General features: G+C 60.6%; 14 protein-coding genes. 12 read left to right on the forward strand and 2 right to left on the reverse strand.

Annotation, left to right across the window (positions count from 1 at the left end; genetic code table 11):
• Positions 1–146 precede the first annotated feature (146 nt).
• From sdhC to SJY21_RS13450, 7 genes are read left to right on the forward strand one after another with little or no spacing between them, the layout of a single operon-like run.
• The gene (sdhC, locus tag SJY21_RS13420; protein WP_377511630.1) at positions 147–530 is read left to right on the forward strand and encodes a succinate dehydrogenase, cytochrome b556 subunit; all 384 of its coding nucleotides are present in this window, start codon (positions 147–149) and stop codon (positions 528–530) included.
• A 9-nt stretch (positions 531–539) separates the two neighbouring features.
• On the forward strand, positions 540–911 hold the full coding sequence (gene sdhD, locus SJY21_RS13425) for a succinate dehydrogenase, hydrophobic membrane anchor protein (RefSeq protein WP_377511633.1): 372 nt from the start codon (positions 540–542) through the stop codon (positions 909–911).
• Between the two features lie 19 nt (positions 912–930).
• On the forward strand, positions 931–2,736 hold the full coding sequence (gene sdhA, locus SJY21_RS13430; protein ID WP_377511636.1) for a succinate dehydrogenase flavoprotein subunit: 1,806 nt from the start codon (positions 931–933) through the stop codon (positions 2,734–2,736).
• Positions 2,736–3,023, forward strand: coding sequence for a hypothetical protein (locus SJY21_RS13435; protein WP_377511639.1), 288 nt, complete (start codon positions 2,736–2,738; stop codon positions 3,021–3,023). The genes sdhA and SJY21_RS13435 overlap by 1 nt, the downstream gene beginning before the upstream one ends.
• A 12-nt stretch (positions 3,024–3,035) precedes the next feature.
• Positions 3,036–3,344, forward strand: a complete 309-nt coding sequence (locus SJY21_RS13440) for a succinate dehydrogenase (protein ID WP_377511642.1) — start codon at positions 3,036–3,038, stop codon at positions 3,342–3,344.
• Positions 3,341–4,129, forward strand: coding sequence for a class I SAM-dependent methyltransferase (locus SJY21_RS13445; RefSeq protein ID WP_377511645.1), 789 nt, complete (start codon positions 3,341–3,343; stop codon positions 4,127–4,129). The genes SJY21_RS13440 and SJY21_RS13445 overlap by 4 nt, the downstream gene beginning before the upstream one ends.
• A gap of 21 nt (positions 4,130–4,150) precedes the next feature.
• Positions 4,151–4,930, forward strand: coding sequence for a succinate dehydrogenase iron-sulfur subunit (locus SJY21_RS13450; RefSeq protein ID WP_377511648.1), 780 nt, complete (start codon positions 4,151–4,153; stop codon positions 4,928–4,930).
• Here the strand turns inward: SJY21_RS13450 and SJY21_RS13455 are convergent.
• Positions 4,927–6,138: a M20 family metallo-hydrolase gene (locus tag SJY21_RS13455; protein ID WP_377511651.1), complete on the reverse strand. Its 1,212-nt coding sequence runs from the start codon at positions 6,136–6,138 to the stop codon at positions 4,927–4,929. The two genes, SJY21_RS13450 and SJY21_RS13455, sit on opposite strands and share 4 nt — an antisense overlap.
• Positions 6,139–6,204: 66 nt before the next feature.
• Between SJY21_RS13455 and SJY21_RS13460 the strand changes: the two genes are divergently transcribed.
• Positions 6,205–6,990 (forward strand): FadR/GntR family transcriptional regulator, encoded by a 786-nt coding sequence (locus SJY21_RS13460; RefSeq protein WP_377511654.1) that lies wholly within the window; start codon positions 6,205–6,207, stop codon positions 6,988–6,990.
• A gap of 2 nt (positions 6,991–6,992) precedes the next feature.
• On the opposite strand, the gene SJY21_RS13465 is transcribed toward SJY21_RS13460, so the two are convergent.
• On the reverse strand, positions 6,993–7,691 hold the full coding sequence (locus SJY21_RS13465) for a DUF1028 domain-containing protein (RefSeq protein ID WP_377511657.1): 699 nt from the start codon (positions 7,689–7,691) through the stop codon (positions 6,993–6,995).
• A gap of 96 nt (positions 7,692–7,787) precedes the next feature.
• On the opposite strand from SJY21_RS13465, the gene SJY21_RS13470 reads away from it, so the two are divergent.
• From SJY21_RS13470 to SJY21_RS13485, 4 genes are read left to right on the forward strand one after another with little or no spacing between them, the layout of a single operon-like run.
• Entirely contained in the window at positions 7,788–9,362 is a 1,575-nt protein-coding gene (locus SJY21_RS13470; protein ID WP_377511660.1) for an ABC transporter substrate-binding protein, read from the forward strand.
• 52 nt (positions 9,363–9,414) lie between these two features.
• Entirely contained in the window at positions 9,415–10,362 is a 948-nt protein-coding gene (locus tag SJY21_RS13475; protein WP_377511663.1) for an ABC transporter permease, read from the forward strand.
• Positions 10,362–12,242 carry a dipeptide/oligopeptide/nickel ABC transporter permease/ATP-binding protein gene (locus SJY21_RS13480; protein WP_377513250.1) on the forward strand — a complete coding sequence of 627 codons (1,881 nt, stop codon included), beginning with the start codon at positions 10,362–10,364 and terminating at the stop codon, positions 12,240–12,242. The genes SJY21_RS13475 and SJY21_RS13480 overlap by 1 nt, the downstream gene beginning before the upstream one ends.
• On the forward strand, positions 12,239–13,198 hold the full coding sequence (locus SJY21_RS13485; protein WP_377511666.1) for an ABC transporter ATP-binding protein: 960 nt from the start codon (positions 12,239–12,241) through the stop codon (positions 13,196–13,198). The genes SJY21_RS13480 and SJY21_RS13485 overlap by 4 nt, the downstream gene beginning before the upstream one ends.
• Positions 13,199–13,242: the final 44 nt, after the last annotated feature.

Here is a 13,242-nt window from a genome sequence, read left to right on the forward strand (position 1 = left end):
GATCACAAGCCACACTTTTCTGCATAACCGCGTCAAATTTCCGCATATAGTGTGTCCGGCCCACCGTGACTCTTGCGAAAAACTTTGCCACAACAGGCCCAAGCAATGCCCCGCTTTGATCGGGGCCCGCAAAGAAGGAGCCTGACATGGCCGATGTGAACCGTGGCAATCGCCCGCTTTCACCGCACCTGACGATCTACCGCCCGCAACTGACGTCGATGACCTCGATCCTGACGCGGATCACAGGGAACGCGCTGATCGTCGGCGCGCTGCTGGTGGTCTGGTGGTTCATCGCCGCCGCCACGGGCGAGGCCGCGTTCAACCGTGCCAATGCCGTGATCACAAGCTGGTTCGGTGATCTTGTCATGCTCGGGTCGGTCTTTGCGATCTGGTATCACACTCTGGCCGGTATCCGGCACCTGATCTGGGACAGTGGCCGGATGCTTGAAATCGAAAAGGCCGAATTGCTGGGCCAGATCATCATTATCGTGTCGGTCCTGTTGACCGTTTTCACCGTTGTCGTGTTGTAGGGGGCTGCCATGAGATTTCTGACTGATCGCAAACGCGCCACCGGCCTTGGGTCCGCGAAAACCGGCACCGAACACCACTGGCACATGATGGTGACATCTGTGGCGCTGATCGGGTTGATCCCGCTGTTTGTCTTCACCTTTGGTTATATCCTTGGCGCGCCCTATGCCGACGTCATCGCCTATTACCAGCGCCCGTTCCCGGCCATTGTCGCCATCCTGACTTTGCTGGTCGGCTTCCTGCATTTCCGCGGCGGGGTGCAGACCCTGATCGAGGACTACGTGCACGGGTTCGCCCGCAAGGCCCTGATCATCGCGATGATCTGCCTGTCCTACACTGCTGCCGCCGTTGGTATTTTCGCCATCGTGCGCATCGCACTTTAATCCGCCGGAGCGTTTGAAAATGGCTGAATACGAATACGAGACCCATGAATATGACGTTGTGGTTGTCGGGGCTGGTGGTGCCGGTCTGCGCGCGACCCTTGGCATGGCCGAACAGGGGTTGCGCACCGCCTGCGTGACCAAGGTTTTCCCGACCCGTTCGCATACCGTTGCTGCGCAGGGTGGCATCGCTGCCTCGCTGTCCAACATGGGCCCCGATCACTGGCAGTGGCACATGTATGACACCGTCAAAGGCTCGGACTGGCTGGGTGATACGGATGCGATGGAATACCTTGCCCGCGAAGCCCCAAAGGCGGTTTACGAGCTGGAACACTACGGCGTGCCGTTTTCGCGCACCGAAGAGGGCAAGATTTACCAGCGCCCTTTTGGTGGCCACACCACCGAATTTGGCGAAGGCCCTGCCGTGCAGCGCACCTGTGCCGCCGCCGACCGCACAGGCCACGCTATTTTGCACACGCTTTATGGCCAGTCGCTGAAACAGCAGGCCGAGTTTTTCATCGAATACTTCGCCATTGATCTGATCATGTCCGACGATGGTCAGTGTCAGGGTGTCGTCTGCTGGAAGCTGGACGACGGCACGATGCACGTCTTTAACGCAAAGATGGTCGTGCTAGCCACGGGTGGTTATGGCCGCGCCTATTTCAGTGCCACATCGGCCCATACCTGCACCGGTGATGGTGGCGGGATGGTCGCGCGCGCAGGTCTGCCGCTTCAGGATATGGAGTTCGTGCAGTTCCACCCCACCGGCATTTACGGCGCGGGCTGCCTGATCACCGAAGGTGCGCGCGGCGAGGGCGGTTATCTGACCAATTCCGAGGGCGAGCGGTTCATGGAGCGCTATGCCCCGAACTACAAAGACCTTGCCCCGCGCGATTACGTGTCGCGCTGCATGACCATGGAAATCCGCGAAGGGCGCGGTGTTGGGGCCGAAGGGGATCATATTCACCTCAACCTCAACCACCTGCCACCCGAAGCGCTGAACCTGCGTTTGCCCGGCATTTCCGAAAGCGCCAAGATTTTCGCGGGCGTTGACGTGACCAAGGAACCGATCCCCGTGCTGCCCACGGTGCACTACAACATGGGCGGTATCCCGACGAATTATCACGGTGAGGTGCTGAACCCGACCGCCAAAGACCCCAACGCCGTTGTCCCCGGTTTGATGGCCGTGGGCGAGGCGGGTTGTGCATCGGTGCACGGTGCGAACCGTCTTGGTTCGAACTCGCTGATTGATCTGGTGGTGTTTGGCCGTGCGGCGGCGATCCGTGCCGGTTCTGTCGTGGACGCCGATGCGCCCAACCCGACCCTGAACAAGGCCAGCGTTGACGCGGCATTTGACCGGTTTGACGGGCTGCGCCATGCGGACGGCAGCACGCCAACCGCCGATCTGCGCCTTGAAATGCAAAAGGCGATGCAGGCCGATGCGGCCGTGTTCCGCACTGACAAGACCCTGAAGGCAGGCGTCAAGGAAATGACCGCAATCGCCGGCAAGATGAATGATATCAAGGTTACTGACCGTTCGCTGGTCTGGAACTCGGATCTGATGGAAACTCTGGAGCTGACAAACCTGATGCCCAACGCGCTGGCGACAATCGTCGGCGCCGAGGCGCGCAAGGAAAGCCGCGGTGCCCACGCCCACGAGGATTACCCGACCCGCGACGACGAAAAATGGCGCGTCCACACGATCAGCCGTATCGACGGTGCCAAGGTCAAGCTGACGCATCGCCCCGTCATCACCAAACCACTGACCACAGAAAAGCAGGGCGGGATCAGCCAGAAAAAGATCGCCCCGAAAGAGCGGACATTCTGATGCGGATTGCCCTCATCCTGCCGATTGCTCTCCTTGCCGCCTGTGGCCCGCAACCGCCGATGGACCCACAGCGGGCGGCGGAAATCTGCGACGAACAGGCCCGCGCGGCGCAGGGGCCTACAGGGCGGGTGACGGTTGGCGTAAACTCCAACTCAGGGCCAAGCACCGACGTCGAGATCGGGCTAAGCAGCGATTTTCTGTCGGGGCGTGACCCGCTTGAAGTGTATCGGTCCTGCGTTTTTCAAAAGACGGGCGCAGAGCCGGTCCGTCCACCCAACCTGCGATAAAGGGAACGTATTATGAAACCTGCCATCATCCTTGCCGCCATCGCCCTGACCACCGTCACTGCCTGTGACATCGCGCTAAGCGAAGATCCGGCACGCGAAACCGCCAAATCTGTCGTGCGCCCGATTGTGGCCGACACCGTGCCCGGCCCTGCAGGCGTGGTGCTGACAGATTGCATCATCGACAACGCCAGCGACACCGAACTTGTCAATCTGGCGGGTGCGGCGGTTACGGGCGTTGAACCCAACACGATCACGCTTGTGTCCAATATCCTGCAACGCCCCGAAACCGTGGCCTGCGCCACATCGAGCCTTGCCGGATGACAACCCAGCCCAAGTCATCATTGCCTGAACAGGGCGCGCCGGTCGACCAGACCGCGCGCCATCAGGAGAAGATCGACAAATGGGCGCAGGTGCAGATCAACCGGTTCCGCAAGGCCGTCAAAGGTGTGCATCCGCGCAGCTGCCCGATCTGCGATTACCATGGCAGCTTTGTCGCCTTTGGCCAGCCACCGCGCTATGACGCGCGCTGCGGCAGTTGCGGATCGCTGGAACGGCACCGCCTGTTCGTGCTGTTTTGCGCGCGCACGGGCTTTTTCGGCCCCGATCATGCCGTGTTGCATTTCGCGCCCGAACATCTGCTGTCCCTGCGCATCAAGGACGTGGTGGCGCAGTATGAAACGGCGGACCTGAGCGAAAGCCGCAACGTGACCCACCGCATCAATATCGAGGACACGGGCCTGCCCGATGCCAGCTATGACCGGATCGTGTGCAATCACGTGCTGGAACACGTCGATGATACAGCCGCACTGGGCGAGTTTTTCCGCCTGCTGAAACCGGGTGGCCGCGCGATCCTGTCGACGCCGATCTGCGAAGGCTGGGCCGAAACCTATGAAAATGACGCCGTTGAAACCCCCGCCGACAGGCTGGTCCATTTCGGACAGGCCGATCACGTGCGTTTTTATGGCCGCGATCTACGCGACCGTATCCGTGCTGCCGGTTTCGAGTTGGAAGAATTTACGGCCCGGGAACCCGATGTGCTGACCTATGGTCTGATGCGCGGCGAAACCCTTTTTGTTGTAACCCGCCCGGACGGGGCCAAGACATGACCCAAACAGGAGCCTTCCCGAATGGTTGAATTTACGCTTCCCAAAAATTCCCGCATGACCAGCGGCAAGACATGGCCCAAACCAGCGGGTGCCAAGAACCTGCGCAAGGTGCAGATTTACCGCTGGAACCCCGATGACGGGCAGAATCCGCGTCTGGACACCTATTTCGTGGATATGGACACCTGCGGCCCGATGGTTCTGGACGCGCTGATCAAGATCAAGAACGAGATTGACCCGACCCTGACGTTCCGTCGGTCCTGCCGCGAGGGGATTTGCGGATCATGTGCGATGAACATCGACGGGATCAACACGCTGGCCTGCATCTATGGCATGGATGACGTAAAGGGCGATGTGAAAATCTATCCGCTGCCGCATATGCCCGTGGTCAAGGATCTGATCCCCGACCTGACCCATTTCTATGCCCAGCACGCCAGCATCATGCCGTGGCTGGAAACCAAGACGAACCGCCCCGCCAAGGAATGGAAGCAGTCGATCAAGGATCGTGAAAAGCTGGACGGGCTTTATGAATGCGTGATGTGCGCCTGCTGTTCCACATCCTGTCCGTCCTATTGGTGGAACAGCGATCGCTACCTCGGGCCAGCCGCGTTGTTGCATGCCTATCGCTGGATCATCGACAGCCGCGACGAAGCCACGGGCGAACGTCTGGACGATCTGGAAGACCCGTTCAAGCTGTATCGGTGCCACACGATCATGAACTGCACCAAGACCTGCCCCAAAGGTTTGAACCCCGCCAAGGCGATCGCCAGCATCAAAAAGATGATGGTCGAACGTGTCGTTTAGGACGCCGCAACGCCCGTCAGGAATGCAGCGATCGCATCAATGCCTGCGCCCATGTCATCGGCGCGGGCGTATTCGTCGGGGTGGTGGCTAAGGCCCGCCTTGCAGCGCACAAACAGCATCGCAATCGGGCAAGTGCCGGCCATGGCCGAGGCATCATGCGTTGCCCCAGACGCAAGCGATATCGCTTGCGGACCAGCCCCCTGCAACAGCGCACGGGTAAGCGCCGCATCGCAACTGACAGCGGGTTGCTGATAGGTGCGCGTCATATCAAATGTCGTGCCGGACTCGGCGGCGATTTGGTGGCCCAAGTCGCGCATCAAATCCGAAAACGCCGCGCGCGCGCCATCATCGACCGAGCGGACCTCAAGCGGGAACTGCGCCACATTCGGGATCGCGTTCACCGCATCCGGCAGAACGCGGATCGTGCCGACAGTGGCGCGGGTGGCGTTGGTTTTGCCCGCACGATCCGACACTGCCGCGATGAATTGGGATGCGGCAACAAGCGCATCGCGCCGCCCGGCCATCGGAACCGTGCCCGCATGTCCCGTTTCGCCTGTGAAGCGCACCGCGTTGCGTTCGATCCCGCAAATGCCCGTCACTACGCCCAAGGGCAGGTCTGCCGTTTCCAGAACCGGGCCTTGTTCGATGTGCGCCTCAAGATAACCAAGGATACCGGCGGGATCGCGGTGCAGGCCCGCAATGTCATCCGGCGCGCCGCCGAAATCCGCAAGGGCCTGTGCAAGGGTCACACCATCCTGATCAACCAGTGCCAGATCGTCCGTGTCAAAGGTGCCGGCCAGCGCCCGTGGCCCCATCAGCGCGGTGGGAAAGCGCACGCCTTCCTCGTCAGCAAAGGTAAGGATTTCGACAGCGAAGGGCAGGGCGATACCTTTGGCCTGCAGCTTTTCCAGCGCAAGACAGCCCAGGGCGATGCCCATAATGCCGTCGTATCGCCCGCCCTGACGCACGGAATCCTGATGTGATCCGATCAGCAGGGTCTTGGCATTTTCCGGACCGTCCAACCGTCCGATCAGCGTGCCCGCAGCGTCCATCCGCACCTCTAACCCAGCCGCCGCCATCCATGCGCCGATATGGTCCAGCGCTGCGCGGTGTTCGGGTGTAAAGGGCAGGCGGGTCACACCCGCGTCCCCGCTTGAACAAGCGGCGATCTTGGTCAACCGGTCTTGGGCGATTTCACCGTAAGTCATATCGTGCGGATATTTATCATGATGAATTATGCCCTACACAACGCGCTGCACCTCGTCTAGGTATTTATGATGATGGATGACGGCGCACCCAACCCCAAGATGACCGATGCACCGCGCGCGCAAAAACGCTCGCGCCCGGTGCAGGTCGCCGACCAGATCAAGCGGTGGGTCGTGGAGCGCGACTTGCGCAAAGGCGACAAGCTGCCCAACGAGGCGGCGATGATCGCACAGTTTGGCGTGTCCAAGGGAACCGTCCGCGAGGCGATGCGCATCCTTGAAGCGCAGGGGCTGATCGTGACCAAAACAGGGCCGGGCGGGGGCAGTTCGGTGGGCGAGGTCAGCAAGGATCGCGCGATGTCCCTTCTGGGCAATTATTTCTATTTCAAAGACCTGTCCCTGTCGGACATCTATCAGATACGCAAAATCCTCGAGCCCGAAATGGTAGCCGGCCTGGCCGGCCAGTTGGACGCGGAAACGCTCGCGCAGTTGCGCCAGATGGCCGAACAACACCCCGAACCTGCGCGCGATCCCGAAGAAGAAAAGCAGCAACACATCACGTCACTGATGTTTCACGCCCGTCTGGCAGACGCGGCAAAAAACGAACTGATGGGCTTTGTCATTTCATTCATGGCGCGGATACTGACCGAACTGACGGTCTATCGCCGCCTTTACGAGACACCCAATCGCGCATTGTGGGAGCGGGGCCGTCGCCACCAGATTGACCTTGTCGATGCTCTGCAAGCAGGTGACGGGCCGCGCGCGCGCGACATCATGCGGTCACATATGGAAGGGGCGGAAAGCATGATGAACGCCCAAGAGGTCCGCATCACGCGCGAGTTTATGGGCGAATAGCCTTAAGACCCTTTGGCACGTGCGACGGGCGATGCGCCATCTTGGGGCGCGCATTCGCGGTCAAGCAAAACCGGCGCAACAGCAAGCCAGTCGGCATAGGGTGATTTTGCCGCGCGTGCTGCAAGGGCTGCCAGATCATCCAAAGGCGCGTCGCTGTGATCAATGCGCAAATCCAGCGGTGGCGCATCGGGCGACAGCACCAGCAAGGCGGCAGACTGCAAGCCGCGCACATCACTGCCGGCTGTTTCGGCGGCGCGCAAGGCAGCGATCAGGCGTGTATCCGGCCTGCCCGACGTTGCACGAAACGTATCGAGCAGCGCCATCAGAACATCACGCGATGCGATCATGTTGCCCGCAACGATCTGATTTGGCGCAGCGATGGTATCGGCAAAGGGCACACTGTTTGCACCGGTCATTCCGGCTGTGCCACCGTTGCGATCAAGCACGGCAAGCTGGCGATGATCGGCCCCGCTGTCGGATTGCGTCAGGTCGGAAACCACCGATGCAGCTGTCGCGCCGCCATACATTTTTCGGAGCGCATCATCCCGCCAAAAGGTGCTTGGGGCCGTCCCCTGGGACGCGCACAACCCTGATTCGATGTCACCACGCAGCACCCAACCCCCGACACACAGGCTGCCGGTTGCGGCGGCACCCGCGTAAACGCCTGTTTTTTCGTCATAAGTCAGAATCGAAAACGTCATAACCCAAGCCCTAGCACATTAGCCTTGAATTTATCATGAGAATTTGGCCAAATACAATTAATCATGATAAATAGACGACAACAGAGAGGATACCCCATGACACTCCTGCCCTTTACACGGCGCGCGCTGCTGGCCGCTTCGGCTGCAACGGCGATGGCTTTGACCGCTGGCGGCGCACTGGCGCAAACCCCCGAGGATGTGTTGATCGTCGGGCAGATTGCCGAGCCCCAGGCGCTTGACCCGGCCGCGGTGACGGCCGTGAACGATTTCCGTATCCTGATGAACGTCTATGACGGGCTTGTGCGCTACAAGGACGGCACGCTTGAAGTTGAACCTGCGCTCGCGACGGACTGGACCATTTCGGACGACGGCACCGTCTATACGTTTACCTTGCGCGAAGGTGTCACATTCCATGATGGCAGCGCCTTTGATGCCGAAGCGGTCAAGTTCAACTTTGACCGGATGCTGAACGAAGATCACCCCTATCACGACACCGGGCCTTTCCCGTTGTCGTTCTTCTTTTCCGCCGTTGAGGATGTGGCCGTGATTGATGCGCAGACCGTGCAGTTCACGCTGAACGGGCCTTATGCACCTTTCCTGTCCAACCTTGCTTATCCCACAGGCCTGATCGTTTCGCCTGCGGCGGTTGCGGAACACGGCGCTGATTTCGGCCGCAATCCGTCCGGCACAGGGCCGTTCATGTTCGGTGAATGGCGCAGTAACGAGGCCGTCGTGGTCGAAGCAAACGCCGATTACTGGGACGGCGCGCCGGAATTGCAGACAGTTGTGTTCCGCCCGATTACTGACGCCAATACCCGCACCGCCGAAATGCTGGCAGGCGGGATTGATCTGATGGTCGAAGTGCCACCCGTTGCGCTTTCGGAATTCGAAGGCGATGCTTACACCCTCCATGAACAGGCAGGCCCGCATGTCTGGTTCCTGATCCTGAACGCCAAGGAAGGCCCGTTTGCCGATGTGCGCGTCCGTCAGGCTGCCAACTTTGCCATCAACAAGGAAGCCATCGTCAATGACGTGCTGGAAGGCACCGCCGAAGTTGCCGCCGGCCCGACACCCCCCGCATTTGCCTGGGCCTACAACGCCGACCTCGAACCCTATCCCTACAATCCCGACCGTGCGCGCGAGCTGATCGCCGACGCAGGGGCCGAGGGCGCGGAACTGACGTTCTATGTCACCGAGGGCGGGTCGGGCATGCTTGACCCGATCGCCATGGGCACCGCCATTCAGGCCGATCTCGAGGCCGTGGGCTTTGATGTCACCATCGAAACCTACGAATGGAACACCTTCCTTGGCAACGTGAACCCCGGTCTTGAGGGCAAGGCGGATATGGCCGAAATGGCGTGGATGACCAACGATCCCGACACGCTGCCATTCCTTGCGCTGCGCACCGAAGCCTGGCCGGAAAACGGCGGCTTTAATTCGGGTTACTATTCCAATCCCGAAGTGGACGCGCTGCTGGATGCCGCCCGCGTCGAAACCGATCAGGACGAACGCGCGCGCCTTTACCAGGAGATGCAAGTGATCGTGCAGGAAGATGCGCCATGGGTCTTTGTCGCCAACTGGAAACAGAACGCGGTGACATCGGACCGTGTCAGCGGCTTTACGCTTCAGCCATCGTTCTTCCTGCTGCTTGATGATGTCGTAAAGAACTAGTTACGATTGCAACGGCCCCTCCGCGCTGGCGGGGCCGCGCTTTGGGGGCACCATGACCGGATACATTCTGAAACGACTGGTGTCCGCGGTGCCGGTCCTGCTGGGGATCAGCCTGATCGTGTTCGTGATCATGGCGCTGATCCCCGGCGATCCGGCCACCGCAATCCTTGGCAGTTACGCCACCCCTGAAAATGTTGAAAAACTGAACCGTGATCTGGGCCTCGATCAAGGGATGGTGCCGCGATATTTCATCTGGCTTGGCAATATGGTGCAGGGCGATTTCGGGCGCAGTTTTGCACTGAACCGCCCAGTTCTGGACGAAATTCTGGACCGGTTCGGTGCGACCCTTATCCTCGCGGGCAGCGCATTCATCATGTGTTCGATCCTTGGGATCGCGGCGGGTGTTGTTTCGGCGGCGCGCCAATACGGGCTTGCCGACAAGGCGATCACCTTTGTTGTTTTGTTGGGCATTTCGATCCCGTCATTTTTCCTTGGGATGATGATGATCCTGATTTTCGCGGTGAAACTGAAATGGTTCCCCGTGTCGGGCATGTGGCCCATCTATGGGGATCGCAACCTTTCGGTGCTGCTTGATCATTTGTTCATGCCTGCCTTTGCCCTCGCGGTTGTTGCCACGGGCGTCATCGCGCGTCTGTCGCGCTCGGCGATGCTTGAAGTGCTGCGTCAGGATTTCATCCGCACGGCCCGCGCCAAGGGCGTGCCAGAACGCGGCGTGATCTGGCGTCATGCCCTGCGTGCGGCCATGGTCGCGATCCTTCCGGTGCTTGGCATTCAGGCCGGCTTTGTGCTGTCCGGGGCCGTCTATATCGAGATGGTGTTCCAATGGCCCGGCGTGGGGCGGATGCTGGTCGATGCGATCCTGAAGCGCGATATCCTGCTGGTGCAGGGTGGCGTCGTGTTCATTGCCGCTTGCTATGTGATGTTCAACATTCTGGTTGATGTGGCCCAGGCCCTGCTTGATCCAAGGATCAAGACATGATGGCGTTCCTGAAACTTCTGGCGCGCAATCGTCTGGCCCTTGGTGGGCTGATTGTCATGGGGGTCGTCGTCTTTGTGGCGTTGATCACGCCGATCCTGCCGCTGGCCGATCCCGATGCCACCGCCACCGCCGACCGTTTCAAGCCACCTTTCAGCGAAGGGGCAATTCTGGGCACCGACCACCTTGGCCGTGATCTGCTGTCACGCCTGTTGTGGGGGACGCGCCTGTCGCTGGCGGTTGGGTTTGCGGCGGCGTTCATCGCAGCGACGCTGGGGGCTGCCATCGGGATCATCGCAGGGTTTTACGGTGGGCGCACCGACAACGTGATCATGCGCGGCGTCGATATGCTGATGGCCTTTCCCTATATTTTGCTGGCGCTTGCGATTGTCGCCGCCCTTGGGCCCGGCCTGCTGAATGCGCTGATTGCGGTTGCCGCCGTCAATGTGCCGTTCTTTGCGCGCAACATTCGCGGGATTACCGTTGGCATTGCCCATCAGGAGTTTGTCGATGCCGCGCGCCTTGCCGGGATGCGCAACAGCGAGATTATCATCCGCGAAGTCCTGCCCAATGTCCTCCCCGTGATCGTGATTGCCATGTCCACGACGATTGGCTGGATGATCCTTGAAACGGCGGGGTTGTCGTTCCTTGGGCTTGGGTCGCAACCGCCGCAGGCCGATCTTGGGTCGATGCTGGGCGAGGCGCGTTCGGCACTGATCACCAATCCACATACGTCGATTGTGCCGGGGACGATGATCCTGATCATCGTCATGGCGATTAACCTGCTGGGCGATGGCATTCGCGATGCTCTTGATCCCCGCCTCAAGTCCGGCGCCCTGTCGCGCCCGATGGCCGCTACACAGGTCGAGAGGCGCGAAAACGCACCCGCAGCGCAAACCGGTGCCCTGTTGGAAATCGCCGATCTGCGCACTGAATTTCGGGTGCGATCGCGGGTTTACAAGGCGGTGGGCGGCGTTGATCTGCACGTCGAACAGGGCGAATGTCTGGGCATCATCGGCGAAAGCGGGTCGGGGAAATCCGTGACCGCCCTAAGCGTGATGGGCCTTGTCGCTTCGCCACCCGGTGTGATCACCGGTGGGGCGGTGCATTTTGACGGGACCGATCTGATTGGCGCGCCCTATCGGCAGTTGCGCAGCCTGCGCGGGCGGCGCGTTGCATATATTTTTCAGGATCCGCTTGCCACGCTGCACCCGCTTTACCGTGTCGGCGATCAACTGGTCGAGGCGATCCAGACCCACGAATCCGTCAGCAAATCCACCGCCCGTGCGCGCGCCATTGACCTGCTGAAATCCGTGCGCATTCCAAACGCCGAAAACCGGATCGACAGTTTCCCGCATGAAATGTCGGGCGGGATGCGCCAGCGGGTCGGGATCGCCATGGCGCTGGCCAATGATCCTGATGTGATCATTGCCGACGAACCCACAACCGCGCTTGACGTCACCGTGCAGGCGCAAATCCTGTCAGTCCTTAGCGATCTGCGCCGCGAACGCGGGCTGGCGATCATCTTTATCACCCACGACTTTGGCGTGGTGGGGCAGTTGTGTGATCGGGTCGCGGTGATGTATGCGGGCCGGATCGTCGAGGAAGGACCAACAGGCGAAGTCCTGCGCGCGCCGCAACATCCCTACACCAGCCGGTTGATTGATTGCGTGCCAACGTTGGGTGGCGGGCAGCGCAAGCTTGCCGCCATTCCGGGCTTGCCGCCTGTCGTGGATCGCCTGCCTGATGGCTGTGCCTTTGCCGACCGGTGTGACAAGGCGCAGGACGTTTGCCGTGCCGCCGACATCGCGCTGGGCGAAACCGGCGAAGGGCGCAAGACACGCTGCCTGTTCCCCGAAACCACGCAAAAGGGGGCGGCATGAGCATCGCGCTGAAGCTGACCGAACTGTCCAAAGCGTTTCCCATCGGCAAACGTCTGTTCGGCCCGCCCCGCGCGGTCGTTCACGCGGTGCAGCCGTTGACCCTGTCTGTGCAAACGGGCGAAACCCTTGGGGTCGTGGGTGAATCCGGCTGCGGGAAATCGACGCTTGCGAAAATGCTGGTCGGGCTGTTGGCCCCGACAACGGGGCACATCGAGATCGAGGGAAAGGTTCTTGATAACGCCGATCCGGCAATTTTCGGCAAGCGTATTCAGTATGTGTTCCAAGACCCGCAAAGCAGCCTGAACCCGCGCAAGACCATCGGCCAGATCATGGAGGTGCCGCTGAAAAAGCTGCACGGGATGGGGCGCGCGGACCGGGACAAACGGATCGCCGAAATCTTTGCGGCCGTGAACCTGCGCGAAGAATTTCTGGACCGTTATCCGCACGAATTTTCCGGTGGGCAGGCGCAGCGGATCGGCATCGCACGGGCCTTGGCCGCAAATGCGCGCATCCTGATTTTGGATGAACCGGTATCGGCCCTTGATGTGTCGGTGCAGGCGCAGGTGTTGAACCTGCTTGCCGACCTCAAGAAAGAATTTGGGCTGACCTATTTGTTTATCAGCCACGACTTGGCCGTTGTCGAAGCCGTGAGCGACCGTGTCGCCGTTCTCTATTTCGGGGCTATCGTCGAAGTTGGCCCCGCCCGCGAGATATTCGCCAATCCGCGCCACCCCTACACAGCCCTGCTGGCCCAAAGCGCGCCCGAAGTGGGGCGACCCATCGCAGCGCCCGAAAGCACGCAAACCGAACTTCCCGATCCGTTGTCACCCCCTAAGGGGTGCGCGTTTCATGAACGCTGCCCCCATGCCAGCGATCAGTGCCGCCAAGAGCCGCCTGTCTTGCGCGGGGATGGCACAGGGCGCGAGTTCGCCTGCTTTCATCCGCTTGGTGACTAAGCGGATCTGCCAATTCACAGCCCCGCGCATCACGCGCGCGGGGC

The sequence above is a fragment of the Octadecabacter sp. R77987 genome (genome assembly GCF_042466115.1).
In the GTDB taxonomy this organism is placed as follows: domain Bacteria; phylum Pseudomonadota; class Alphaproteobacteria; order Rhodobacterales; family Rhodobacteraceae; genus SW4.

Coding starts and splice junctions, on each gene's coding strand:
- sdhA (WP_377511636.1), top strand. CDS start 931: ATGGCTGAATACGAATACGAGACCCATGAATATGACGTTGTGGTTGTC.
- SJY21_RS13485 (WP_377511666.1), top strand. CDS start 12,239: ATGAGCATCGCGCTGAAGCTGACCGAACTGTCCAAAGCGTTTCCCATC.
- SJY21_RS13455 (WP_377511651.1), bottom strand. CDS start 6,138: ATGACTTACGGTGAAATCGCCCAAGACCGGTTGACCAAGATCGCCGCT.
- SJY21_RS13445 (WP_377511645.1), top strand. CDS start 3,341: ATGACAACCCAGCCCAAGTCATCATTGCCTGAACAGGGCGCGCCGGTC.
- SJY21_RS13435 (WP_377511639.1), top strand. CDS start 2,736: ATGCGGATTGCCCTCATCCTGCCGATTGCTCTCCTTGCCGCCTGTGGC.
- SJY21_RS13465 (WP_377511657.1), bottom strand. CDS start 7,691: ATGACGTTTTCGATTCTGACTTATGACGAAAAAACAGGCGTTTACGCG.
- SJY21_RS13450 (WP_377511648.1), top strand. CDS start 4,151: ATGGTTGAATTTACGCTTCCCAAAAATTCCCGCATGACCAGCGGCAAG.
- SJY21_RS13470 (WP_377511660.1), top strand. CDS start 7,788: ATGACACTCCTGCCCTTTACACGGCGCGCGCTGCTGGCCGCTTCGGCT.
- sdhD (WP_377511633.1), top strand. CDS start 540: ATGAGATTTCTGACTGATCGCAAACGCGCCACCGGCCTTGGGTCCGCG.
- SJY21_RS13480 (WP_377513250.1), top strand. CDS start 10,362: ATGGCGTTCCTGAAACTTCTGGCGCGCAATCGTCTGGCCCTTGGTGGG.
- sdhC (WP_377511630.1), top strand. CDS start 147: ATGGCCGATGTGAACCGTGGCAATCGCCCGCTTTCACCGCACCTGACG.
- SJY21_RS13460 (WP_377511654.1), top strand. CDS start 6,205: ATGATGATGGATGACGGCGCACCCAACCCCAAGATGACCGATGCACCG.
- SJY21_RS13475 (WP_377511663.1), top strand. CDS start 9,415: ATGACCGGATACATTCTGAAACGACTGGTGTCCGCGGTGCCGGTCCTG.
- SJY21_RS13440 (WP_377511642.1), top strand. CDS start 3,036: ATGAAACCTGCCATCATCCTTGCCGCCATCGCCCTGACCACCGTCACT.